The following is a 23,613-nucleotide window of genomic DNA, read 5'->3' as shown; positions in this document are numbered from 1 at the left end:
GTTAGAAAAACTCATCCAAAAGTTTGTAGAACGTCACCCGTTCAGTGTCTAGCTGCGCTAGACCATAGTGCTGCAAAAATAAAGGTACATACTCAGCGCCTAGGTCATCGCTAATGTCACGTATGGCAAGGGCTAAGTCTTGGTAGCGATCAGCCACGCCCAGACGGCCGCAGTCTATGTATCCCGTAAACATACCATTCGCGGCCATGAAGTTGGGCAAGCAGGCATCACCATGTGTGACCACCTTATCTTCTTGTAGCGGCTGGGTAGCCAGCAGTTTTTGGAACAGCTGTTCTACACTTAAGCTTTGGTTCTCGTCGTCTACATCATCTAGTTCAATCAGCCCAGCTTGCATACGCGCTTTAGCATGAGCAATGCGTTGTGTGGCGTTGTGATCAAAGGGGCAGTGGGCTATATCTAATTGATGCAAATCACGCAAGGCTAGCGCCACCATTTTTACTTTCTCGTGGGCAGGCAAGGGGGCAGAGTACAAATCTTTACCCGCTATTGCACTGAGTAGTAACCAACCACGCTCAGGTTGGTAGTGCGCATCTAGGACGATGGGGCACGCTATGTTTTGTGCGGCCAGCCAGCGTAAACGTATTTCCTCGTCCGCCAGTTCAGCATTGGCATGCATGCGTTCAGTTTTGACAAAAACGGTATCGTGCCCTGGTGCTTCTAAGCGATATACAGCAGCGTCTGAGCAGCCTTCCGTCTGTGCTGTCCATGTATAAGCGGCAAATTGTGATTGCCATGCGGCAGGCAGAGGAACAGGAAGTGTAGAAAGCGGCTGAGTATCAGACATAAAAGCAAGGCGTAAGGGGCTAAAGTAGCCAGCAGTATAAAGCATGCTTAGCAGGCTATTTACGGGTGAAAAAAGTATTTTCGGTGCCTCGTACCGACAACCACCAATTGGCTGTACGGTCGGCCTGCGCAGCGTTGGCTAGTAGTAAGCCACTGAGCAGGGGGAGTAACAGTGGTAGAGACTTGATGGTGTGTTTCATAGCAAACCTAGCATAGAAATGATTGTTATATGATAATTTATGATCTTTATACAATGACTGTTTTCAGTCTAACGCATGGCGGATTGCCGGTTTTTAGGGGTATCTTATTGAAAGTAAAAACTATTTTTTAAAATATTATGTTTTTGCTTCAATTAATTATCGTAAAACGATAAAAAATGATTGATATATGATGATTTTTGTAGAAAAATACTCGTGATTTCCACTTATTTGAGAGACTTATGCATCACGATAAATTGGCATCAACATGCCAAAAAATGGCTGCTTTTACCGTGCTTTTGGTGGCGGCGATGATTCTGATTAATGCCGCAACATGGTTTTTTCCTTCTTTGGGTTCGGTAGAAGGGGGCTACGGTATTGCTTTTTCACTGTCTAATGCGCTGATCCCAGGGGCGCTAGATGTTGTTGATAATTTGCCGTTGTGGCAACGGTTGGGTGCGGTGGTGATTTCCAGCATTCCATTGCTAGTACTGGCAAATGGTTTGTTGAATCTGCGCGAGCTATTCCGTACCTATGCTAAAGGGGATTACTTCTCTATTTCTGCTGCCACGCATATGGAGAAAATGGGTAGAGCGGTAGGCTACTGGGTCATACTCAATTTTGTGTGTGAACCCCTGCTGAGTCTTTGGGTTACTATGCTAGCGCCTGCTGGACAGCGCTTTATTTCAATGAGCTTTACCTCATCCAGTGTAGTGGCGTTGTTTGCAGCAGCGTGTGTGATTATTATTGCTAGAATTCTGCGCAGAGCTGCAACCATTAATCAAGAAAATCAACAGTTTGTGTAACGCATATGCCTATAGAAGTGACTTTGGACGTGATTTTAGCGAAGCGTAAGGTGAAGTCTAAGGACTTAGCTGCAGCAGTGGGTATTACGGAGCAAAATCTTTCGTTACTCAAGCAAGGCAAAGTGAAAGGGGTGCGCTTTTCCACCTTAGAAGCTATTTGTCAGTATTTGGCCTGCCAGCCCGGAGATATTCTGCACTACACAGAAGGTGCGTCTATGGCGGATGACGCTGCAGAGTAAGCCTATTAGTGATGCTGAAGGCTATCTTAGTTGCGGGGTAAATGCCCCTGCAAAAAGGTAGTGATAGCGTCATCAATAAACCCATTTAAGGCATCGGCGTCGTAGCCTATGCCTAGCATGGCAAGGTGCACAGGGTTGAAGGTAATCATGTCATGAAAGAACAGGGCGGCGCGTAGCGGGTCTTTTACGTGTAAACGCCCTTGTTCTTGTTGTTGCTGCAAATAGCTAGCCACGACTTTGCGAGTGCGTTGCGGGCCGCTTTCTAGCCATACCCGCCCCATTTCAGGAAAGCGATTAGACTCCGCAATAATTAAACGCTGAAAGGCTAAATGCCTATCTTGCAGCAAGATAGCCAGTAAGGCTTTAGCCAATGTGCGTAGGCCTTGCTCAGGGGGTTGATCACGTAGATCTATATGCTCTAGATCGTGGATGAAAGCATCCGACAGATTCTGCACAACAGCTAAAAATAACCCTTGTTTGCCACCAAACTGTTTGTACACGTTGGTTTTAGACCCGCCCACTTCAGCGATGATTTGATCCACGCTCACCCCGGCGTAGCCTTCTTCCAGAAAGCGCTCAGACGCGACTTCTAGAATCTGCAAGCGTCTGGCTGCCCCTCGATAGGTAAGGCGGCTGCCAGTTTCAGAAGTGAGGTGGTGATCTGTCATGGTGAGGAATCAAGGGGCAGTTGGGGAAGGTGCTTTCTTTTGGCTAAGCAATAAACCCAGTATCACGATGGCAATGCCCAACAATTGGAATGGTGTGGGTACTACCGACTTGATGATGGCATCCAAGCTAAAGGCTGTAATGGGAACCAGCAAGAAGAAGGGCGCAATGGTGACAGCTCCTGCATGGGCAATCGCTCTGAACCATAACACAAAAGGTATGGCAGTTAGGGCCAAGGCTAGTATAAAGAAACCCGCTACGTGTGTGCTAGTTAGCTCTGCTGGGAAGTCGCCCATCAACACGGTGAGTAGTATAAGTTCTACGCCTGCAATAAATAACTGCCAGCCCGTAAAGCTCACCATACTCATGGGTGGTTTACCCCAGCGATTCATCAAGATGCCGCCCAATGCGAGCGATAAGGTGCTGCCTAATGCAGCTAATACGCCCCAGAGGTCAACTTGAGCATCACCTTTCAGTACTACCAGTGCAACGCCTACTACACCAATAATCACGCTGATAATTTTTAAGGCAGTGGGTCTTGCGCCCAGAATGGCCCATCCTAGCAAAATGATAAATAGCGGGCCTAAGGCTTGGAAAATAGCCGCGACACCGCCGGGTAAACGTAGTGCTGAGATAAATAACAGCGAGAAAAATAAGCTGGTATTGAGCGTACCCAAAATCACCAAACGCCCTAGCCAACCGGGAGCAGGCAGTTGGCGTGCGATCAGCAGCAAAATAATCGCCCCACCCATTGCGCGTACTGCAGAAATTAAAAAAGGGTGCGGTGGCAGCATGAGGGTAGTCACAACATAGGTAAAGCCCCACAGTACTGTAGCGAGGGCAGCAGCTGTTTTTGCATTCATGGCAGTTCTCATGGATTAATACGATACGGTATCGTATCATATTGTTTGAGGCATAAACCATGACAGAAAGTAGGGGATAATAGAGGGCGTTGTTGTCACACACTGGTTGAATCAAGGAATGAGAACATGCAGTGGCTGATGAATATTATTGAGCAGCACGGCTTGGGGCTGGTATTCCTGAATGTATTAATAGAGCAGTTAGGAGCTCCCATTCCCGCCTATCCCACCCTAGTGGTGACCAGCGCTTTGGCGCAGGCGGGGCGTTTTTCTATACCCGGGCTATTGGGCTTGGCCGTCTTGGCCGCATTAATGGCGGACGTATTGTGGTTTTATGCCGGGCGACGTTACGGCAGAAAGGTGATGGCGACGTTATGCAAGGTATCGCTATCGCCAGACTCCTGTGTGCGGCAAACTGAGGGCGTGTACTTACGGTGGGGGCCGCGCTCGTTACTGGTAGCCAAGTTCATCCCAGGCTTTGCATCGGTTGCTAGCGCGATGGCGGGAGCACTAGGTACGGATATGCGTAAGTTTATTTGGTATGACATGCTAGGCGCTGCCGTATGGGTAGGCTCAGCGTTGCTGCTTGGCAGTTTATTCAGTTCTACCATTGGTGAGCTATTAGCAACATTAGACGCCTTGGGACGTTGGGGCTTACTGATTTTGGCTGTATTGCTGGCTTTGTTTATTGCACGTAAAGCATGGCAACGGCATGCGTTTTTGAAAATGATCCGTCAAATTCGTATTAGTGCTGATGAGCTGTATTGCTTAATCCAAGATGGGACGAACCCTTTAATCTTGGATGTACGTAGCGATTTCTACCGAACCGCTGGCAGCATTCCGGGTTCCGTATTGTTGGATGAACAAAACCTACAGGGCCCACAAGCACTCAGTATTGAGCTAAGCCACGAAGTAGTGGTGTACTGCTCATGCCCGAACGATGCCTCAGCGGCGAGGGTAGTACAACGTCTGAAATCATTGGGTTATACGCATGTGCGGCCTTTGCATGGTGGTATAGATGCATGGGTAGCCGCAGGGCATCCGTTGGAGTTGCTAGGGCAGGCTCAGTAACGCATCAAGCATTTGCATATGCCTTTTTATACTTTGTCAGCTATGGGTTGTCTGGTCACAATAAACAGCATGATGGCTATGACCCTGCCATGTGCGGGGTCTGTTTTTTGACTAGGTAACGGTAGCAAGGATATGGCTACGGTTAGGTGTACGTTGCCTTCAATCCTACAGGTATACGATGAGTGACTACCATTTGATTTCTGCCAATAGGCTGCATGACGGGGCAGTGGTATGGCTTGATAGCGGCTATCACTGGGTGGAGGCCTTAGAGCACGCCCATGCCTTTGATGAAGAAGCGTTGGTAGCTGCACAGCAGGCTGCGCAAGAAAGCGTGGCCAACAATGAAATTGTAGACCCAGTGCCGCAGCAAGCTGAGCTTACGCCTAACGGCATTGTGCCCGTAACGTTCAGAGAACAACTGCGCGCACGAGGCCCTTCGGTGCGGGCTGATTTAGGGAAGCAAGCAGGTGTTGAGCAAGATCAGCACATTGCGTCGTTAGCACCTGCTGCTGGCGAGTTTGCCCCCCATGCTGGCATTTACCAATACGACGATAGCGAACGTACCTTTTTGAAAGAACGTGCGCAAGCATTCTCGCAGCAGGTGCAACGCCGATTATCGGGTGAGCTGACTGAAGAACAGTTCAAAGTGTATAGGCTGATGAATGGTCTATACCTGCAATTGCACGGCTATATGCTGCGGGTGGCTATTCCTTATGGCACCTTAAGTGCAGTGCAGCTTTCTCAGCTAGCGTACGTAGCCAGACGTTTTGATAAGGGTTATGGCCACTTCACCACCCGCCAAAATTTGCAGTACAACTGGCCAAAATTATCGGATGCAGCCGAGATTTTATCGGTGCTGGCCGATGCCGATTTACATTGCATTCAAACCAGCGGTAACTGTATTCGTAACGTGACAACAGACGAGTTTGCCGGTGCAGCCGCAGATGAGCGCGTAGATCCTCGTGTGTATGCCGAGATCATGCGTCAGTGGTCTACTGAGCATCCTGAATTCACCTACTTGCCGCGTAAGTTCAAAATTGCGATTACGGGCAGTGCCGACGACAGGGCAGCCATACGTTTTCACGACATAGGCATTATCGCTGACAAGAACGAAGCGGGTGAGGTTGCTTTCCACATCTATGCTGGGGGCGGATTAGGGCGTACACCAGTAGTGGGCACCTTGGTGCGAGAGTGGTTGCCGGAGCGCGATTTGCTGCGCTACATAGAAGCTATTTTGCGTGTCTACAATGCCTTAGGCAGACGCGACAATATCTACAAAGCGCGTATCAAAATTCTGGTGCGAGAGCTCAAACCAGAGACTTTCATTCAGATGATTGATACCGAGTTTGCGGCATTGTTAGCGAATAGGCCAGAGCTGGATGCCGCTATTGTAGAGGCAGTACAAGCACGTTTTGTGGCACCGGCATTCGAGCAAAACTTAGCGCCACATTCAGCCTCTTTTACTGTTGCTCGTGCGCAAGATACGGCGTTCGCTCATTGGGTAGACCATAACTCGCATCCACATAAACAGGCGGGTTACCTTAGCGTGGTGATTTCGCTGAAACCCAGTGGCGGTATTCCGGGTGATGCGAGTGCCGAGCAAATGGAGCTGATTGCCTCATTAGCGGAACGCTACTCATTGAATGAAGTACGTGTGACTCACCGTCAGAACGTAGTGCTGCCGCATGTGAAGCAAGATGATGTCTATGCTGTATGGCAGGCGCTGTGTGAAGCTGGTTTGGCGACGTCTAATATCGGTTTGGTGTCAGATTCTATCGCTTGCCCTGGTATGGATTACTGCAGCTTGGCAACAGCAAGATCAGTTCCTGTGGCGCAGCGTATTGCATTGCGTTTTTCGGAAGAAAAACAGCGTGAAGTAGGGCCGTTGAGTATTAACGTATCGGGTTGTATTAATGCCTGTGCCCACCACCATGTGGCGCATATAGGGATTTTAGGCCTAGATAAAGGCGGTCAAGAAAGCTACCAAATTACTTTGGGTGGACGCTCTGATCAGCAAGCGGCATTGGGTAAAATCTTGGGCCCTTCCGTTTCCTACGATGAGGTGCCGGAAGTGATCGAGGCCTTGGTCGATATTTACTTAAAAGAACGTCAGGGATCTGAACGTTTCATTGATACCTATAACCGTGTAGGCATCACGGTATTTAAGGAGGCACTTGCTCATGCTGTTTGATGCTGAAGGGAATGTGAAAACCGAAACGTGGTGGTACCCAGAGCAAGAAGGGGCTGCAGAGCAGCCTGCATCACGACGCATTATTGCGTTAGAAAACTGGGAGGCATACCACGCAGAAACAGGGGAATATGCCGCTGGTGTATGGGTGAATAGCTATCACAACATTACGGAACTGGTGCCTGTGTTGGATAAGGTGCAGGTGGTGGCCATAGGTTTTGCTCAAACGCGCGATGGACGCGGCTTTACCTTAGCAAAGCTACTGCGTGAACGTCATGGTTTTACTGGGGACATTCGTGCTGTAGGGCCATTGTTGCCGGATCAGTTTGTGATGTTGCTGCAGTGTGGTATTAGTAGTGTGGCGTCCAGCACAACGTTTCCGGCAGCAAGATGGGCAGAGGCAGCTAAAACCTACACGCACCAACAGAGCAGCCCACTGACGTTATTGCATAGATTGCGAGCCAAACCTGAGTCTGGGGTGGTGAATTCTGCAACGTAATGGCAGGTAGCCATTAAAAAGTGTTGACCTTACAACCGTGGGAATCCTTAGTCTATAGCTATATTTTCTAAGGAGATAACCATGCAATTTCACATTCAAGATATGACCTGCGGTGGCTGTGCTACACGTATCACCAAAACAGTACAGGCTATTGATCCAGCTGCGAAGGTAGATACGGACGTATCCACCAAAATGGTGACTATACAAAGTAGTGCGTCACAAGAGCAGATTGAAGCAGCACTGAACGCCGCAGGTTACCCACCTAAAGCGTTGTAAGCTGCACTGCTAACCCGCTCAACAACACGCCCTGCACGATAACCGTGTGGGGCGTGTTGCATTTTTATCTTGACCCTAACGTAACGTAAGGCTTTACAGTAAGCATCATGTGCTAGTGAATAAGCGGAGCAATGATGTACTGGAAAGTCGGCGAGCTGGCCAAAATGGCGGGGATCAGTGTACGTACACTGCATCACTATGAACAAATAGGGTTGTTGACGGCATCAGGGCGTAGCGAAGGTGGCTATAGACTGTACGGCCATCAAGACCTGTATAAGCTGATGCAGATTTTGTGCTTAAGCCAAGTGGGTATGCCACTGGCCGATGTGCAACATGTATTGGCACAGTATCCCGATGGCATTTTAGGGCATTTGAAACAGCACCTTAGCGTGTTGTCTGACCGCATCTTGCAGATGCAAGCGGTGAAAGACAGGCTACAAGGGGTGATCACTAAAATTGCTGATAATCAGCAACCCACATGGTTAGATTGGGCGGTTAACCCTGAACTGGTAGCGCTGTATCAAAAATGGTGTGATGCCGACGATTTCGACACCTTAGCTTTGTACGAGTCGTATCTACAGCAATCGGCTGTGTGGCAAAAGCAAACAGCCCTGTTTATGCAGTTACAAGATACAGAAGCTTCTGACGACGCACTGCAAGCGTGTGCTTGGGATATACGTGCTGGTTTCGAAGAGCTGACTGATTTCAATCGCTACTGTTATGAGCAAGTATGGGGTGAGGGTATCAGTTATTCTTTTGCCGCAGTGCCTGCAAAGACGTTGCAGGATATCGCGTGGCGATGGGAACAGCAGCATTTACAGCAGTGGCTTTCTACTTTGCCAGTAGAGCCGGCTGCCGTGCTGAAGCAAACACACCACCAAGCGATGAGAGCGTGGCCACAGATGCTTGCCTTATTAGATGAGCTCGCTAAACAGGGCATAGAATCGTCACAGGCGTATTCACGAATGGCGCAGTGGCTGTCTGCTTTGAGCTTGGACAATGCGCAGCATGAAAAGCAATTGATGATCTGTTTTCTAACAGACCCCCTCGTAAACACAGGTTTGTGCCTGAATGAGGCAAGGCGGGAACAATGGCATGCATGGTTATGTCATCTGTTAACCCGCAGCTAAGTTGTAAAAGGAAGAAAATGACTATACGTATAGAACCTGTATGTATCGACGATTACCCACGTTTAGTAGAAATTTGGTCTACCTCGGTATTGGCTACCCATGACTTTTTACAGCCAGCAGACTACGACGAAATTAAACAGCAGTTGATACCAGCTTATTTCCCTGCGGTGAGCTTATATAAAGCCACGCACACCGAGAACCAGGAGATTCTAGGATTTTTGGGTGTATTACATGGTTGCGTAGAAATGCTGTTTATTGATGCCAGTGCACGCGGGCATGGCGTAGGGACGACATTGTTGAATTATGCAGTGCATGATTTGGGAGCGACCACATTGGATGTGAATGAACAAAACACCCAAGCCGTGGGTTTTTATTTGCATTATGGTTGTATTCAAACGGGCCGCAGCGAGTTGGATGCAGCAGGAAAACCGTATCCTACGTTGCATTTGAATTTGCCTAAACGCGGTTAACCGGTCTGGCTCAGCAGATGTAGGGCATAGTCTCTGTAGCCAGTTGGTTTTCTGAATGAATAGAAGCAGCCCGCTAAAGCAGTATCAACATGCCGTAGTAGTATGAAAAAAGCCGCCAAGTTTTGGCGGCTTTTTTGTCTGTACATGACACTACTCAACCAGCAGCTCTTGGTACAGCGACGCAGCGGTTATTTGTCATGCAGTGGTGGTTGGAAACTGCGCAAACGTAAAGCGTTACCCAGTACAAACACACTAGACAGTGCCATCGCACCAGCGGCGAAGATAGGCGACAGTAGTAGCCCCCACGCTGGGTATAGCGCACCGGCGGCAACTGGAATCAGCGCAGTGTTGTAGGCAAAGGCCCAGAACAAGTTCTGACGAATATTACCAATGGTGGCCTTAGACAGCGCGATAGCATTGGGCACGCCTTGCAGGCTGCCAGACATCAGCACTACGTCTGCGGATTCCACGGCAACATCCGTGCCGGTGCCAATGGCTAAGCCTACATCTGCTTCGGCTAGAGCGGGCGCATCGTTGATGCCGTCACCCACGAAAGCGACTTTGCCGTAGCTAGCTTTTAGACGTTTTACGGCATCTACCTTACCTTCAGGCAAAACTTCGGCTACGACTTCATCAATACCTAACTGACGGGCAATAGCGCGGGCGGTGTGTTCGTTGTCGCCAGTAATCATGGCCACTTTCAGACCTAATTGATGCAGGGCTTCAATGGCGGCAGGGGTAGAGGCTTTGATAGGGTCAGCCACGGCAATAATCGCAGCCAAACGACCATCAATAGCCGCATACAGCGGTGATTTACCTTCGCTGCCCAAACGTTGAGCGGTTTGGCTGAAACTGCTGACATCCAGACCCAAATCACGCATATAGCGATCGGCACCAATCTCGACGCGTACATTGCCCCCTACGATGGCACGTACACCCATACCAGTGACTGAGTTGAAGTCATCCAACGCGGGTAATGTCAGGCCTTCGGCTTTGGCTGCATCAACAATGGCGCGGGCAATAGGGTGCTCGGACAAGGCTTCAACAGCGGCTACTTGTGCCAGTACTTGTTGACGATCAAAGCCGGTTGCCACTTCCAAATCAGTCAGTGACGGGTGGCCTTCGGTTAGCGTACCAGTTTTATCTACGGCGACGACTTTGGCGTCTTTCAGTAATTGCAGGGCTTCGCCTTTGCGGAACAGCACACCCAACTCAGCACCACGGCCAGTACCCACCATAATGGATGTCGGGGTTGCCAAGCCCATGGCACATGGACACGCAATAATCAGTACAGCCACGGCGTTGACTAACGCAAAGCTGAGAGCAGGAGAGGGGCCGAACACTAACCACACTAAGAAAGTGAGCAGCGCAGCGACCATCACAGCAGGCACAAACCACAGTGTGACTTTATCGACCACGGCTTGAATAGGCAGTTTGGAGCCTTGAGCTTGCTCTACCAAACGTATAATTTGGGCCAGCATGGTTTGCCCACCTACGGCTGTGGCTCGTAAGGTGAACGCCCCTGTTTGGTTAACGGTACCGCCTACTACTGTGCTGCCGGCTGTTTTTTCTACAGGAATAGGCTCGCCAGTAATCATGGATTCATCAACAAAGCTGTTGCCTTGGGTGACTTCACCATCTACGGGGATACGTTCGCCTGGGCGCACTTCAACGATGTCGCCTGTGACTACATCACTAATGGGAATATCCACCAGAGCACCGTTACGCTGTACGTGGGCGACTTTGGCTTGCAAGCCTACTAAGCGTTTAATGGCTTCAGAGGTGCGACCTTTAGCGCGCGCTTCCAGATACCGTCCCAGCAAGATCAGCGCCACAATCACGGCTGCCGCTTCGTAGTACACGTTAACGGTGCCAGCAGGCAATACCGAAGGCATAAAAGTAGCCACGACGGAGTAAGCAAAAGCGGCAGCTGTACCCACGGCGACCAGTGAGTTCATGTCTGGAGCCAAGCGGAACAGCGCCGGAAAACCTTTGGTGTAAAAGCGGCGACCAGGTATCAGCAATACCAAGGCAGTCAATACAAATTGCAGATACCAGCTTTCTTGTATGCCGATGGTGCGAGCTACCAGTTCGTGTACGCCAGGAATCAAGTGAGACCCCATTTCCAACACAAACACCGGTAAGGCCAGCACAGTGGCCAAAATTAGGTCACGCTTTAGTGCGGCGCGTTCTGCGTCTTTCTTTTCAGCGGCTTCATCGTCATTTTGTAGCGCATTGTCGATGAGTTTGGCGTCGTAGCCCGCTTTGGCTATGGCGGCGATAAGCTGTTCGGCACTGGCGACACCACGAATGGTAGCGCGTTCTGTGGCGAGGTTAACCACGGCTTCATTTACGCCGGGTACTGCTTTTAAGGCACGTTCTACGCGGCCTACGCACGAGGCGCAGGTCATGCCTTCTACGGACAGTTCTACACTGCCAGCCGGTACGTTATAGCCGGATTTCTCTACGGCTTGTATAAGCGCTTGTCTATCAATGTGCGGGTCCGCTTGTATGTCGGCACGTTCGGTGGCCAGATTAACGGATACGCGGTTTACGCCTTCTACTTTAGACAAGGCAGCTTCCACACGGCCTACACAACTGGCGCAGCTCATGCCTTCGATAGGTAAGCTGATGGTTGTAGCGGGGTTTGAACCTGAAGTGCTTCTGGACTCACTCATGCGTGGCTCCCAATGATTGAATATTGCATACCCTGAAGCATAAACATTGCCATAAGGTGAAGGTCAAGCGACGAACGCAGCGAAAATACATCAGCATCGTAACAGAGAGTATTGGCTGTTATTTATGTCGTTAAGTAGGCTGAGGCAATGCCCCTTAGCGCTATGCTAGAGCGTCTAAGGGGCTGTGCGTTTAGAACGTCACTCGCATGGTGGCCCAGAATGTGCGGCCCGGGTTATTGATAGATGTATTAGAGGCATAACCGAAGCCAGCATTACCCGCTAAATTCAGGTGTTCGCTATAGGTGCGGTTAAACACGTTATCTACTCCGACGCTGAAGGTCAGGTTTTTGTTGGCTTGATAAGCCGTGTGCAGTGCTAACGTGCTAAAGCCGCTACTAGGCCCAAAGTCTTTACCTACTACGTTACCTTGGTTTAATGCATAACGGCTTTGTCTGGACACAATACGCCACAAGGCCCCAGCTGACCATTTTCCTGATTCGTAGCCTACGCTTAAGCGGGTTTCCAAAGGTGGGATTTGCGGTAACGCTTGGTGGTCACTGGTGTTTTTACCCCAAGAGTACGCAACGGTGGTGCCCAGTTTCCATTCCGAGGACAAAGCATATTCCACGCCTAATTCGCCCCCAAAAATACGCGCATTGACGTTAGATACTTGGCTCATACTGCCCATCATGCCGCCAGGGCGATAATTAAACAGGATGAAGTCTTGCACGTGACCTACGTATGCCGAGGCCCAGATATCCCACGCATCCGTTTTGTGCTGAAGCCCAATATCTACCTGTGTGGTTTTCTCTGGCTTAATGCTATCAAAGGCATTTTTGCTGCCAGGTGTACCCATATTAGGAGAGAACAGTTCCCAGTAGTCCGGCATACGCTGCACATGGCCCACGCCAGCGTAGAAGCTAGTGGCGTCACCGAGTTTTTGTTCTAGGCGTAAGAAGCCACTGTATAAGGTATCTGTACGACGTTGGTTATGGGTCAGGCTGGTTTCTCGGTAGTCTTTCACGCTCGCGAAATCCACGCGCATGCCAGCAATGATCTCTTGGGTGTCCGTCGCCTGCCAACGCAACTCTGAGAACACGCCGGTGTTTTCAAACTGTGCATCTTTGACGCGAGGTTTGTCACGGTGGGTGTTGAGCATGCCACGGCGGGCTCGGTGTCGGCTGCGCTGTGTGTCTAGACCTACATCCATTTTTACTTCGTCAGACAAACTGAACTGGGTTGCCAATCTGCCGCCCCATGTGGCTCGGTCTACGTTAGAGGTCATGGGCATTTTCATGCCGCCCGAAGGACTAAACTCGCGCAGGCTGAAGTTGTCCATGTCATGGTCGGCGTAGTTGTAGTACACCTGTGCTTCAACTTTGTGCCAGTTGTCGTTGAGGTGCTCTTGCTCGAAGCGTAAGGCAACGCTTTGGCGTTTGAACTTCACACCATCCATACCGCGCCCGGCGTAACGGGCTTCACCATCGCCAGCACCCGCCGATAACTCTATGCGGGTGTCGTCGTTAGGCGTTAAACCCACCGCAACGTCGGTATTCCACTTTTTCCATTTGGAGGGCACCTTGTCGCCATTGCCATCCTCATAATCTTGGGAGTGGGAGTTGTTGGCCGTAATGCGGGCGTAGTACTGTGAGTTACCAACGGCCAAGTCGGCAGACTGGTCATTACGCCCCCAAGAGCCTCCAGTCAAACTGCCATCAAACTGTACCGGTTGGCCCTCGTCAAATACAGGGGCTTTTCTATCAAATCGAATGGTGCCAGCAGAGGCACCTGGGCCCCACAATACCGTTTGCGGTCCTTTGATTACCTCTAACTCATCAAAATTTTGCGGAGAAATGTATGAGGTGGGGTTATCCATGCGGCTGGGGCAGGCACCAGGCATATAACTATTGTTCGCCAAAATAGCCAAGCGCGAGCCAAACATGCCACGAAATACGGGGTCGCCATTGCTGCCGCCATTACGAATGGCGCTAAAGCCGGCAATTGTCGACAAATAATCAGAGCCGTCACTGGCTGGCAAGGGTTGTCTAGGCTGTTTAGGGTCAGTCACGAAACGCAGTGGCGTTTGGTCTGGCTTCACACTGGTGACTACCAATGGATCAAAGAGTTTGGGAGGTGGTGTGTGAGTATCAGCAGCGTAGGCGTATGGGTAGGCGCAGCATAGCGCCACCGCTGCGGCGCAAGGTCGCAGGTAGAAAAAGGGGGACATATATATCCTGAATTAAACGTTGAACGTACAAAAAGTGGCGATCACGTCCATTCAGGTGGGGCGCGGGCACCTAGCGGGGGGCCGCAGATGCCGTGGGTGCAGTGCTCCGTTTGTGCGGTACTGGCTAACCATGGGTAGCTGTACCAGTTCTTGGCGACCACCGCGAGTGTGCTATCTAGCGCATCGGGTAGTAATTCTATGTGAACGAGAAAAGCCGGACAGGTGGCATGACCGGGGGCTTGGTGTGTGTCGTCGCTGGGAAATTCAGCCGCAAAAAGCTGTTCTAAGCGCTGTGAGCTGTAGCTGCCGTCTGCAGTACAGAAGGTAAGTTCAAAGGTGCCGTCCCGCCATGCCTCTGCACTGGGCATATAACCCATAGGAAGTGCGCTACGCAACAGCAGGGCGCAGAACAGAAAAGGTAGCCACAGGTAGCGGTTACCTAGCAGATGGGTGAGGCGTTGGAACGTCAAAGCACTATTATTTTTGTTTATGATGAGACGATATGGTGCCAAGTATAGAGCGTTACAACTTTATACGGCTATCTCTGTGACGGCTGAACCACTAAACACAAACGCCGCTTTCTGACGGCGGCGTTTGTGGGTACATCGATAATGGGCGGTTAGGTCAGCAGGTTACGTGCCATCGCTAATACGTCTTTACCTTCACCGGCCAAAATGGCTTTGGCGGAGTACAGTGCGGTACCAAAAACTTGGTCGGCCCCTATTTGAGGTGGCATGATCAGTTCAAATCGGTCGGTGACTACATCTAACAGAGCAGGGCCTGGCTCGTTGATCCAGTCTTTAACCGCTTGGTCCACATCGGCACTTTTTTCTACGCGGCGTGACCAGAACCCAATGGCTTCAGCCACTTTAGAAAAGTCTGGGTTGTGCAGGTCAGTAAAGGCACTGATCAGACCCTCTACTTTTTGCTCCAGGTCCACAAAGCCCAGTGCGCCGTTGTTAATGATGCAAACCTTAATGGGCAAGCGCTCTTGTATAGCAGTCAGCAAATCCCCCATGAGCATGGCCAAGCCACCATCGCCGGATAACGAGATGACTTGTCTATCTGGGAATGCAGCTTTAGCACCTAGCGCTTGCGGCATCGCGCCGGCCATCGTGCCATGCGTTAAGGAAATCACGCGGCGGTTTTTGCCTGTAGAGGGTACATGACGTAAGCACCACAACATGGCTGTACCACCGTCTGCCGTATAGATGGCATCGTCAGCCGCATGTTTGGCAATAGTTTCTACCAAGTATTGCGGGTGAATAGGGTGGTCGGGTTGGTCGATGTTGTGCTTTTCTTCTTTGGCTTTATCTTTGGTGTACAGCGCTAAAGCAGCGTTAAGAAAGGCATCATCTTGGCGTGTATTGACCAGTGGTAGCAAGGCTTGCAAGGTGTCTGGAATATTACCCACTACACCCACGTCTACCGGGTGACGTCTGCCAATGTGGGTGTTATCAATATCCACTTGGATGATTTTGGCGTTCTCGGGGTAGAACTGGCGCCATGCAAAGTCACAACCCAGCAGTAGCAACGTGTCGCAACTGGCTAGCGTATGTACCCCTGCGTAGTAGCCCAACATACCGGCCATACCTACATCAAAGGGGTTGTTGTGAGCCAAGAAGTCGGTAGCGCGCGATGTGTGTACCACGGGAGCGCGCAGTTTTTCAGCCAGTGCAACGACGTGATCGTGGGCCAATTCGCAGCCAGAACCGCCGTAAATAGCAATTTTCTTACCAGCGTTCAACAGATCAGCAATGCGTTGCACTTCAGATTCTGAAGGCAATACACGGGGTTGTGCGTGATGAACGGTGTAGTGATACGGGGTTTTAGGAGCCGGAGCCATCGATACATCGGCTGGCACAATCAATACTGCCACACCGCGTTTTGCCAAGGCTGCTTGGGCTGCCATGACAGTCAGGCGCTGCGCTTGCTCGGGTGTACGGATTTCTTCACAAAATACCGAGCAGCTTTCGTATACCGATTTGAAATCCACTTCTTGGGGGAAATCAAAACCTAGTTCGTCGCGAACAATTTGGCTGGCAATTAAGACTACAGGGGCGCGGTTACGATGGCTTTCCATCAAACCATTGATGAAGTGCAAACTGCCGGGGCCACATGAGCCAGCGCAGGCAGTGAGTTCGCCGGTGAGCATAGAATCTGCACCAGCAGCAAAGCCGCCAACTTCTTCGTGCCGTACATGAATCCAACGCATATTCTTGTTGGTGCGAATGGCGTCAGTAATGTAATTTAAGGTGTCACCTGGAACGCCGTACCAGCGTTTTACGCCAGCCTGTTCCAGAGTGTCGACAATAACTTGTGCTACGGATTGGGACATGCGTGACTCCTGTCTGATCAGTTAAAAACGGCTAAAGTAATTTTCCTGCAGAGTAACTTTTTGTATTGTAGTCAGATTGTTTTGTAAAAGTTTTTTTATCGATCTTGATTCAGACTAAAGGATTGTTAATTACACCAAAGACTACAGTGCTGGTTAATGACTTTCTTTCAGGAATTGTGAAAGCAGTGGTGTCGTTACTTTGTTAGAATGCGTAGGCTTGCTTCTAACAATGCACGTCGTAGCTTCCATTAATTTTTGACGATTCTATTGCATGGATACTTTTGATTCTGCTGTCCCGCTGTATGAGAAAATTTTTGCTCTCATCAAAGCCAATATAGAAAAAGGCTTGTGGCAGCCAGGAGAAAAGATCCCTTCAGAACGCGAACTGTGTGAGCACTATGATGTAAGCCGAATCACTGTAAGACGTGCAGTGGAAATGGCTGAGCAAGCTCAGCTTCTTAAGCGCGTGCGAGGTTCAGGTACTTATGTCATGGACAAAAAGTACAATCAAGCCTTGAAAAAAGTGGTGAGTTTTGAAAAAACACTGTCTGCTCTAGGAACTACTGGGTCTACACGTATTCATCGTATAGAGCGCACTACGGCAGATCTACTGATGGAAAGCATGTTGCACACGGGGCCAGATGAGGCTGTGCTAAATGTTCAATTAGTGGGGGAAGCCAATGGCACCCCTATAGTGTTTTACGATAGCTATTTTGCTGAGAATATTGGTGAGGCTATCGTCTTGTTAGCCAAGCAAGCAGAAGCACAAAAACGTGCTTTCTCTACCGTGGAGTTGCAGCACATACGTTTGCACCAACAGCCGTTGCGTATCAAACAAACCTTTGAAGCGATAGTCGCAGATCAGGAAATGTCTGAATTGCTGCAAGTAGGAGCAGGACATCCCATATTAAAAATAACGTCTATTCTTTATCATAGTGAACAGGCTATTGAATATAGATTGGCCTACTATTTAGGCGACAAATACAAATTCTCTACAGAGCGTACTGTCTATAGCAGCTTTACGTAGAGATAGCAGTCGGCACATGAAAGCAATTCAGTGTGCCGAGTGCGAGAGTCCATTAGGATGCTGTGTCTTTGCTTGGCATACTAAAGGTAAGTTCATGTTTACGGGCAAGGTACAAATAAACGAGGCCTATTGCGACTGCAACGGTAGCAAGGTACATACTCAGGCCAGACAGTTGTTGAGCATGTAGGGACAGCGTAGCAGCTAGCTCACCACCAGCTATCAAGGCTATTGCGAACAGCAGCCCCATCACTAGTGACGCCAGCAAAGTAAGCGCTGCAAGCACGCCAAAAATACGTTGTGTGAAAGTAGTCATAGCAATACCTTAAGAGAGGTAGATGGGGAGCAATCCAGCCAGCAACAGCATGGACGTTAAGAGATGTAGGGCTATCCAAACCAAAGCCAGTTGAACTGTTTTTAGAAAGTCAGAACCGGCAATACCCATTGCAATGAATAAACCCAACGCCAGTGGCGGTGTCATGCCTTCTAATGCGCCTGTCATCGCAGGTAGCAATAGGGCGAGCAATTTGGCATCACCTCCTATGGCGGCCACTGCACCTATCATGGCACTACCCAAAATAGCGATTTGTGCTGAGCCCGGTAAGATCATTCCCAGCAAGCAAAAGAACAGCGGAAGAATGATGGCAAGCGTGGTGGTGCTAAGGTTTAGCGATACAAACCATGTTTGAATTTCATCATTGGCTCCCATGCCCAGAAAAGCCTGAGAAAGCGCATAAGCGAAATAAATCGTTGCTGCAACCGGTACGATTTTGCTAAGAGCCTGACCTAGGTAGTGACTAAGATTTGTCAGTGTCAGCCGGTTTTCATCGATGTTATGGCGACTAATAAAGAGGGTGTACGCCGCGGCTATGCCGGGAGTAAACATCAGCGCAGCGGCTGAAAATGCTTTCTCGCCTTCTACACCTAGACGTAGAACTAAAAAGTCTTTGAATAAGGCAGAGCTTAAGATGGGGACAAGAATAAATACAGGCAGCAGCAAAGCGTGCCAACCTTCTTTTAAGGCCTCTTTAAGGTCAGGTAGCTCTGCTTTGGGTATAGGGTGCATGCGGTATAGTTTGCAAAGAGCCGCAAGTGTCAAAATACGCTGTAACAGGAACCATCCGCCTATTGCATACGAGGCTAATAGCCAACTACCGATGGTGAGGGTGTTAGGCGCGAAGGCATCATAAATACCAAAAGACAAAAAGATGATGCCAGCAGGTGGAATGATGTTACCTAGCATACCTGCGGACATCTCGGTTGTTGCCGCAAGGTGAGGGCTAAAGCCAGTACGCTTCATTAACGGAATGGTAAACACACCTACTGCTGCGACGTTACCGGGACCACTTCCAGAGAGGGTAGCCATAAAAGTACTGGAAACTAAGGCTACATAACCTGCGCCGCCAGGAAGCCGACCAATAATAGGTAAAAGAATTTTCACTATCTTGGCGACGGCATTTGTAGAGTCAAAGACCTCAGCCAGAACTAAAAAAGCAAAGATAGTAAAAAAAAGTGTGCTTTGTGCTGGGAACAGCAGGTAGTCAACTAAGGAGTGCCATTGCCCAGTAGCCGCAACAATAGCGACTAATGCCAACGCCATAATTTCGTACATAGGGCGTTTCACAAAGAGAAAAAGCACTGACACAAAAGCGAGCAGCGCCACGATGAGCAGCAGGGCTGTTGGAATCATAAAAGGTTATCTCCGTCATTATTTCTGTATCAACGTATAGGTGGTACAGATTTTTTTGTGGTCTCATTGTTGTGGTCATGTTAGAACAGGTTATATCCGCTTGTGAAGATAAATGCACAGAAAAAATGCATGTTTTTTTGTGGTAGTTACTGTTTTTTGTTTTGTTTTTTTGTGTAAGTTGTTGATATAAAGTTATTTTATGTTTTTTTGTAAGTGGTGATGTTGTGTTGAGTGCATAAGATAGAAGCAACATTATGTCACGTGCTTGTTTTTGTATCTTTACTGGTCTATAGTGGTTATAACCACTTTGATAGGAGGGTACTTACTATGAAAAAATCGTTAACGATTGCGTGTCCAAATGGGCATTTAGGCTTTGCTCCGTTAAAGCCAGGGAGCTTTGCACTTGGTGTGGCGGCAAATCCAGATATTATTGCGGCAGACTCAGGCAGTGATGATATAGGGCCAGGGCCGTTGGGTTCGGATACTTGCGCTAGTCCACGAGCATGGCAAGAACATGATTTGGAAATCATGTTGTTGGCCGCTAGAAAAAATAATAAACCGATGATTATTGGCTCTGCTGGCGATACAGGTAGCAATAGCAGGGTAGATATGTACGTGGAAATCATTCGTAATCTGGCCAAGAAACACCAATTACCAGCCTTCAAACTGGGCTGGTTTTATTCAGAAGTGGATAAAGAGGTAGTGCGTGGAAAAATTCGCTCTGGGTCGGTAGTGGCAGGTTTAGATGCTAGAGATGCACTGACAGAAGAGGTATTGGATTCCACGGAACGCATTGTAGCGGTAGCTGGTGTGCATCCTTTTATGGAACTACTTAAGCAAGGTTGCGATGTGATCATTGGTGGTCGCAGCTCAGATAGCGCCATTTTTGCGGCTCCAGCGTTGTTGCACGGCTTTCCTGAGGCTGAGTCTTACTATTTAGGCAAGGTGCTGGAGTGTGCTTCATTTTGTGCCGAACCTTATGGTGCCAAAGAAACAGTAATTGGAGAAATTACGCAGGATCGCGTCACGGTAACTGCTATGTTGCCGGAACAGCGCTGCACTGTGGCTTCGGTGGCAGGGCATGCCATGTACGAACGGGCCAACCCCTTTCATGAGTATGTGGCGGGCGGCTTATTAGACATGACACATTGTCGCTACGAGCAGCTCAGCGAGAAAACAACGGGTGTCACTGGTATGGTGTTTACGCCTGCTGAAGAGTTTAGGGTCAAGCTAGAGGGTTCCGGCAAAGTAGGTGAGCGATTTGTGGGTATGGCAGGCATACGTGATCCGTACACCATTGCTAACGTCGATAAAGTGATTGAATGGGCGCGTGCACAGGTACGAGAAAAATTTGGTGATAGCGGTTGGTCATTGCATTACAACGTTTTTGGTCGTAACGGCATCATGGGAGAGATGGAGCCCTTAAAAGATCAGCCGTCTCATGAGCTGATGGTGGTGGTGCAAGGGGTAGCGGCTACAAAAGAAATGGCAGAAGAGGTGGCATTAACGGGTACACGCCAACTTTTCTATGCTCGTTTGCCTGAGGTGAAAGGAACCGCAGGGGGGGTTTCGTTTATTTTTGACGAAGTGATGCGCGCCAGTGCCGCGTACGAATGGACCTTAAACCACACCATGGCGGTGAATGATCCATTGGAGTTGTTCCCCACATTTACTGAGATGGTTGACTAACAAAGGTGAAACGATGAGAACTGTAAAAATTTCAGAACTAGCGAAGACAATACGCAGTAAGAATGCAGGAACTGACAAAATCACATTCGATATTATTTTTCGTGAAGCACATACCTATGAGCATGTGAAAAAAGCACAAGTGCTTAGTAAGCCTCAAGTGGCAGCTATCTTGAATATACCGGTAGAGCAGGTGTCTGATTTTGTTGAATATGATCCTGCATATGCAATTAAATTTAGTATTTTGCGTAAGAAACCTAGCGGTAGTGCAGGTGACGGAGACATCTTTGGGGCACAACAATATGCACCATTCTTAGAGGTTGAAGTACCTGCTCTTAGCTAGTGTTACCAGCTAAAAGAGAATGAAGCGGGCCGCTGTTGCAGTGGCCCGCTTGCTTTTAGGTAGGACAAAATGCTTGAAGATAATTACATATAAAGTAACGAGCAGTAGCATTAGTTCATGGAGTTTTAGAGAGGTCCTGTCAAAGTACGACTACATTGTTGAGTTAGCTATGATAGTGCTAACAATAGCGTAATCTTGAGTGGGGGTTTTGAATCTACATCATGCGTATTTTACTGATTGAGGACGAGCCAGATCTGGCGCTATGGCTGACGCGTAGCTTAGAAAAAAAAGGGTTCGCGGTGGAATGGGCAAACGATGGTTTGGTTGCTCATCACCGCTTACAAGTAGAAGAGTTTGATGCGTTGGTGCTGGATTTGGGGATACCCAGTCTGGATGGCAGGACGCTGTTGCAACGATTGCGCTCTAATGATAACTGTACTCCCGTGCTGATTCTGACGGCCCGCGACTCCTTGCAAGAGCGCGTGGAAACTTTAGAGCGCGGCGCAGACGATTTCTTGCCTAAGCCTTTTCAAATAGAAGAATTGGTGGCGCGTATTAATGCGCTGATTCGACGTAGCCGTGGCAAAGATAAGCCGCGTATGGCCTGTGCAGGGTTGGTGTACGACTTATCATCGCAGCGATTCAGCTTAGATGGTGTGGCACTTTCCGTATCACCTAGAGAGGCGGAAGTGCTGCGCTTACTGGTCAGTCGTAGTGGTGAGCCGGTGAATAAAAAGTACATTCTAGAGCGCCTAAACGATCAAGATGTAGAGGAAATCAATATTGAGGCTATTGAGGTGCTCATTCATAGACTACGCAAGAAGCTGCAGCATTCGAATGTGCAGATCAGCACCTTACGTGGTGTGGGGTATTGTTTGGAGCCGGCGGATGATGGCGTGTAATGACAAAACGGCGAAACGCTGAGGTGCTGGCACATGTTAAACAGCCTGCGTTCTACGCTGCTTTCCATATTGATTCCTGCTGCTGTGGTGACGTCCGGCGTGTCGCTTGTGATTTCCAGCTTAGAGCTTACTGAGCAAGTGAATGCAGCCTTTGATAGGGCGTTGGCGGGGGCACTGAAATCCATGGAGGCCAATGTGCGTACCATCAGTGGCGGGCTGGCGATGGAGCAGTCCTATTACATGATGGAGTTCATGGAATACACCATTAGTAGCCAAGTGTATTTTCGGGCAATCACTGAAGATGGTTTATCGGAAATCGGCTTTGCCGGTATGCCGCTGCCCAATGAAAAATTAGAAAATAATAAACCTGTGTTTTATAACGCAGAGTACTTGGGCGAGCCCTTACGTATTGCGGCGCTGGTGACAAAGTCAGGCGGGCGTTTAAATACCTTTCAAGACAGTCGCATCATTATTCAGGCAGGCGAAAACGTGAGTGATCGTGATGCCTTTATCAGTAAAGTGGTGCTGCGAAATTTGGTGCAAGATGTCATCTCTCTAATCTTGTTCATTCTATTAATTCTGGGTGGTACGTTGCTGGCATTGCGTCCGTTGCGCAAAACCAGCGAGGCGGTACGGCGACGGTCGTCAGATAATTTACAGCCTATAGATGAAACTAGCTTGCCACGTGAGGTACGACCACTGGTGCAGACTATTAATCTGCATATAGAACGGTATGCATTGAAATCTCGAGAGCAGCAGCAGTTCTTAGATGACGCGTCGCACCAACTTAAAACACCCTTAGCGGTTTTGCTGACACAAGTGGATTTTGCACGCTCCATTGCAAAAACCGATGAAATGAAAGAGGTGCTAGAGGCGATCCAAACACGCTTGAACAATACCGTGCAGATGACGCACCAGTTGGTGGCATTATCCAGGGTGCATGATGCGGCCGACCAGTTGCGTACTAAAGCCGAGTTTGAGTCGGTAGATCTGTGTCAGGTAGCGGCAGAGGTGGTGGATGAACTCTGGCGTTTAGCACGATCCAAAAAACAAGACTTAGGGTTAGAACTCCCAGACGTTCCTGTACGCATTGCGGGCGTGCACTGGTTGCTATTACAGGCCGTGAGCAATGTGGTGAGTAATGCCATCCGATACTGCCCAAAGGGCGCAACGATTACGGTATCAGTAGTGGTCAACGGACGCGATTGCATCTTGCGTGTGGAAGATAATGGTCCGGGTATGAGCGAGGCCGATAGAGTTAAAGCAGGGCATAGATTCCGGCGCGGTGAGGCAGGTAAGGCGCAGCAAGGGTCAGGATTAGGGTTGGCTATTGTGCAAGCAATAGCACAAATCCATAAGGCCAGCATGCATCTAGCAATGGGTGAGAACAATAAAGGATTGGTGCTGGAGTTGCGTTTTAACAGCGCGGTGTTATTGCCCAAATAACTGGGGAATACCCTTAAAGTGTGCAAAAACTGCATAAACTGAAAGGTGAGTGAAAGCTTTGCTACGTTAAGGT

General features: G+C 49.2%; 22 protein-coding genes. 13 read left to right on the top strand and 9 right to left on the bottom strand.

What is annotated here, in order from left to right:
* Nucleotide 1: 1 nt before the first annotated feature.
* A complete protein-coding gene (locus AC3QL0_RS08905) occupies nt 2–805 on the bottom strand; it encodes an APH(3') family aminoglycoside O-phosphotransferase (protein ID WP_493008158.1) in 804 nt (267 codons plus the stop codon).
* A 438-nt stretch (nt 806–1,243) separates the two neighbouring features.
* Here AC3QL0_RS08905 and AC3QL0_RS08900 point away from each other — a divergent pair, with 438 nt between their 5' ends.
* Both AC3QL0_RS08900 and AC3QL0_RS08895 read left to right on the top strand, forming a co-directional pair.
* Nucleotides 1,244–1,807: a DUF2975 domain-containing protein gene (locus AC3QL0_RS08900; RefSeq protein ID WP_493008157.1), complete on the top strand. Its 564-nt coding sequence runs from the start codon at nt 1,244–1,246 to the stop codon at nt 1,805–1,807.
* A 5-nt stretch (nt 1,808–1,812) separates the two neighbouring features.
* Nucleotides 1,813–2,046 (top strand): helix-turn-helix domain-containing protein, encoded by a 234-nt coding sequence (locus tag AC3QL0_RS08895; RefSeq protein WP_493008156.1) that lies wholly within the window; start codon nt 1,813–1,815, stop codon nt 2,044–2,046.
* Between the two features lie 26 nt (nt 2,047–2,072).
* Here AC3QL0_RS08895 and AC3QL0_RS08890 read toward each other — a convergent pair whose 3' ends face one another.
* Both AC3QL0_RS08890 and AC3QL0_RS08885 read right to left on the bottom strand, forming a co-directional pair.
* The gene (locus AC3QL0_RS08890) at nt 2,073–2,714 is read right to left on the bottom strand and encodes a TetR/AcrR family transcriptional regulator (RefSeq protein ID WP_493008155.1); all 642 of its coding nucleotides are present in this window, start codon (nt 2,712–2,714) and stop codon (nt 2,073–2,075) included.
* 9 nt (nt 2,715–2,723) lie between these two features.
* Complete coding sequence (locus AC3QL0_RS08885) at nt 2,724–3,575, bottom strand: DMT family transporter (protein WP_493008154.1); 852 nt, start codon at nt 3,573–3,575, stop codon at nt 2,724–2,726.
* A 126-nt stretch (nt 3,576–3,701) separates the two neighbouring features.
* Here AC3QL0_RS08885 and AC3QL0_RS08880 point away from each other — a divergent pair, with 126 nt between their 5' ends.
* From AC3QL0_RS08880 to AC3QL0_RS08855, 6 genes are all read left to right on the top strand, one after another.
* Nucleotides 3,702–4,643 carry a rhodanese-like domain-containing protein gene (locus tag AC3QL0_RS08880; protein WP_493008153.1) on the top strand — a complete coding sequence of 314 codons (942 nt, stop codon included), beginning with the start codon at nt 3,702–3,704 and terminating at the stop codon, nt 4,641–4,643.
* Nucleotides 4,644–4,821: 178 nt separating this feature from the next.
* Nucleotides 4,822–6,834 (top strand): DUF2849 domain-containing protein, encoded by a 2,013-nt coding sequence (locus AC3QL0_RS08875; RefSeq protein WP_493008152.1) that lies wholly within the window; start codon nt 4,822–4,824, stop codon nt 6,832–6,834.
* Nucleotides 6,824–7,330 (top strand): DUF934 domain-containing protein, encoded by a 507-nt coding sequence (locus AC3QL0_RS08870; protein WP_493008151.1) that lies wholly within the window; start codon nt 6,824–6,826, stop codon nt 7,328–7,330. Before AC3QL0_RS08875 ends, AC3QL0_RS08870 begins: the two co-directional genes overlap by 11 nt.
* Nucleotides 7,331–7,411: 81 nt before the next feature.
* Entirely contained in the window at nt 7,412–7,606 is a 195-nt protein-coding gene (locus AC3QL0_RS08865) for a heavy-metal-associated domain-containing protein (protein WP_493008150.1), read from the top strand.
* Nucleotides 7,607–7,737: 131 nt separating this feature from the next.
* The gene (locus AC3QL0_RS08860) at nt 7,738–8,736 is read left to right on the top strand and encodes a MerR family transcriptional regulator (RefSeq protein ID WP_493008149.1); all 999 of its coding nucleotides are present in this window, start codon (nt 7,738–7,740) and stop codon (nt 8,734–8,736) included.
* 17 nt (nt 8,737–8,753) lie between these two features.
* On the top strand, nt 8,754–9,206 hold the full coding sequence (locus AC3QL0_RS08855) for a GNAT family N-acetyltransferase (RefSeq protein ID WP_493008148.1): 453 nt from the start codon (nt 8,754–8,756) through the stop codon (nt 9,204–9,206).
* Nucleotides 9,207–9,394: 188 nt separating this feature from the next.
* On the opposite strand, the gene AC3QL0_RS08850 is transcribed toward AC3QL0_RS08855, so the two are convergent.
* From AC3QL0_RS08850 to AC3QL0_RS08835, 4 genes are all read right to left on the bottom strand, one after another.
* Entirely contained in the window at nt 9,395–11,884 is a 2,490-nt protein-coding gene (locus AC3QL0_RS08850; protein ID WP_493008147.1) for a heavy metal translocating P-type ATPase, read from the bottom strand.
* Between the two features lie 190 nt (nt 11,885–12,074).
* On the bottom strand, nt 12,075–14,111 hold the full coding sequence (locus AC3QL0_RS08845) for a TonB-dependent copper receptor (protein WP_493008146.1): 2,037 nt from the start codon (nt 14,109–14,111) through the stop codon (nt 12,075–12,077).
* A 41-nt stretch (nt 14,112–14,152) separates the two neighbouring features.
* Nucleotides 14,153–14,581 (bottom strand): hypothetical protein, encoded by a 429-nt coding sequence (locus AC3QL0_RS08840; protein ID WP_493008145.1) that lies wholly within the window; start codon nt 14,579–14,581, stop codon nt 14,153–14,155.
* Between the two features lie 149 nt (nt 14,582–14,730).
* Nucleotides 14,731–16,449 (bottom strand): thiamine pyrophosphate-dependent enzyme, encoded by a 1,719-nt coding sequence (locus AC3QL0_RS08835; RefSeq protein WP_493008144.1) that lies wholly within the window; start codon nt 16,447–16,449, stop codon nt 14,731–14,733.
* A 271-nt stretch (nt 16,450–16,720) separates the two neighbouring features.
* Here AC3QL0_RS08835 and AC3QL0_RS08830 point away from each other — a divergent pair, with 271 nt between their 5' ends.
* Nucleotides 16,721–17,476 (top strand): GntR family transcriptional regulator, encoded by a 756-nt coding sequence (locus AC3QL0_RS08830; RefSeq protein WP_493008143.1) that lies wholly within the window; start codon nt 16,721–16,723, stop codon nt 17,474–17,476.
* A 52-nt stretch (nt 17,477–17,528) separates the two neighbouring features.
* Here the strand turns inward: AC3QL0_RS08830 and AC3QL0_RS08825 are convergent, their stop codons facing one another.
* Both AC3QL0_RS08825 and AC3QL0_RS08820 read right to left on the bottom strand, forming a co-directional pair.
* Nucleotides 17,529–17,789 carry a hypothetical protein gene (locus AC3QL0_RS08825; protein WP_493008142.1) on the bottom strand — a complete coding sequence of 87 codons (261 nt, stop codon included), beginning with the start codon at nt 17,787–17,789 and terminating at the stop codon, nt 17,529–17,531.
* 9 nt (nt 17,790–17,798) lie between these two features.
* Nucleotides 17,799–19,163, bottom strand: a complete 1,365-nt coding sequence (locus AC3QL0_RS08820) for a TRAP transporter large permease subunit (RefSeq protein WP_493008141.1) — start codon at nt 19,161–19,163, stop codon at nt 17,799–17,801.
* Between the two features lie 327 nt (nt 19,164–19,490).
* On the opposite strand from AC3QL0_RS08820, the gene AC3QL0_RS08815 reads away from it, so the two are divergent.
* The 4 genes from AC3QL0_RS08815 (at nt 19,491) to AC3QL0_RS08800 (ending at nt 23,540) form a co-directional block, all read left to right on the top strand.
* Nucleotides 19,491–20,852: an acyclic terpene utilization AtuA family protein gene (locus tag AC3QL0_RS08815; RefSeq protein WP_493008140.1), complete on the top strand. Its 1,362-nt coding sequence runs from the start codon at nt 19,491–19,493 to the stop codon at nt 20,850–20,852.
* Between the two features lie 13 nt (nt 20,853–20,865).
* Nucleotides 20,866–21,192, top strand: a complete 327-nt coding sequence (locus AC3QL0_RS08810; RefSeq protein WP_493008139.1) for a DUF4387 domain-containing protein — start codon at nt 20,866–20,868, stop codon at nt 21,190–21,192.
* A 221-nt stretch (nt 21,193–21,413) separates the two neighbouring features.
* Nucleotides 21,414–22,094 (top strand): response regulator, encoded by a 681-nt coding sequence (locus AC3QL0_RS08805; protein ID WP_493008138.1) that lies wholly within the window; start codon nt 21,414–21,416, stop codon nt 22,092–22,094.
* 33 nt (nt 22,095–22,127) lie between these two features.
* Nucleotides 22,128–23,540, top strand: coding sequence for a sensor histidine kinase (locus AC3QL0_RS08800; RefSeq protein WP_493008137.1), 1,413 nt, complete (start codon nt 22,128–22,130; stop codon nt 23,538–23,540).
* Nucleotides 23,541–23,613 lie beyond the last annotated feature (73 nt).

The organism is Paenalcaligenes sp. GW821-LYS-B07-1, from assembly GCF_058803365.1.
Note: the sequence above shows the minus strand (reverse complement) of the source record. Positions and strands in the feature narration are given on the sequence as shown.

Coding starts and splice junctions, on each gene's coding strand:
- AC3QL0_RS08905 (WP_493008158.1), bottom strand. CDS start 805: ATGTCTGATACTCAGCCGCTTTCTACACTTCCTGTTCCTCTGCCTGCC.
- AC3QL0_RS08900 (WP_493008157.1), top strand. CDS start 1,244: ATGCATCACGATAAATTGGCATCAACATGCCAAAAAATGGCTGCTTTT.
- AC3QL0_RS08895 (WP_493008156.1), top strand. CDS start 1,813: ATGCCTATAGAAGTGACTTTGGACGTGATTTTAGCGAAGCGTAAGGTG.
- AC3QL0_RS08890 (WP_493008155.1), bottom strand. CDS start 2,714: ATGACAGATCACCACCTCACTTCTGAAACTGGCAGCCGCCTTACCTAT.
- AC3QL0_RS08885 (WP_493008154.1), bottom strand. CDS start 3,575: ATGAATGCAAAAACAGCTGCTGCCCTCGCTACAGTACTGTGGGGCTTT.
- AC3QL0_RS08880 (WP_493008153.1), top strand. CDS start 3,702: ATGCAGTGGCTGATGAATATTATTGAGCAGCACGGCTTGGGGCTGGTA.
- AC3QL0_RS08875 (WP_493008152.1), top strand. CDS start 4,822: ATGAGTGACTACCATTTGATTTCTGCCAATAGGCTGCATGACGGGGCA.
- AC3QL0_RS08870 (WP_493008151.1), top strand. CDS start 6,824: ATGCTGTTTGATGCTGAAGGGAATGTGAAAACCGAAACGTGGTGGTAC.
- AC3QL0_RS08865 (WP_493008150.1), top strand. CDS start 7,412: ATGCAATTTCACATTCAAGATATGACCTGCGGTGGCTGTGCTACACGT.
- AC3QL0_RS08860 (WP_493008149.1), top strand. CDS start 7,738: ATGATGTACTGGAAAGTCGGCGAGCTGGCCAAAATGGCGGGGATCAGT.
- AC3QL0_RS08855 (WP_493008148.1), top strand. CDS start 8,754: ATGACTATACGTATAGAACCTGTATGTATCGACGATTACCCACGTTTA.
- AC3QL0_RS08850 (WP_493008147.1), bottom strand. CDS start 11,884: ATGAGTGAGTCCAGAAGCACTTCAGGTTCAAACCCCGCTACAACCATC.
- AC3QL0_RS08845 (WP_493008146.1), bottom strand. CDS start 14,111: ATGTCCCCCTTTTTCTACCTGCGACCTTGCGCCGCAGCGGTGGCGCTA.
- AC3QL0_RS08835 (WP_493008144.1), bottom strand. CDS start 16,449: ATGTCCCAATCCGTAGCACAAGTTATTGTCGACACTCTGGAACAGGCT.
- AC3QL0_RS08830 (WP_493008143.1), top strand. CDS start 16,721: ATGGATACTTTTGATTCTGCTGTCCCGCTGTATGAGAAAATTTTTGCT.
- AC3QL0_RS08825 (WP_493008142.1), bottom strand. CDS start 17,789: ATGACTACTTTCACACAACGTATTTTTGGCGTGCTTGCAGCGCTTACT.
- AC3QL0_RS08820 (WP_493008141.1), bottom strand. CDS start 19,163: ATGATTCCAACAGCCCTGCTGCTCATCGTGGCGCTGCTCGCTTTTGTG.
- AC3QL0_RS08815 (WP_493008140.1), top strand. CDS start 19,491: ATGAAAAAATCGTTAACGATTGCGTGTCCAAATGGGCATTTAGGCTTT.
- AC3QL0_RS08810 (WP_493008139.1), top strand. CDS start 20,866: ATGAGAACTGTAAAAATTTCAGAACTAGCGAAGACAATACGCAGTAAG.
- AC3QL0_RS08805 (WP_493008138.1), top strand. CDS start 21,414: ATGCGTATTTTACTGATTGAGGACGAGCCAGATCTGGCGCTATGGCTG.
- AC3QL0_RS08800 (WP_493008137.1), top strand. CDS start 22,128: ATGTTAAACAGCCTGCGTTCTACGCTGCTTTCCATATTGATTCCTGCT.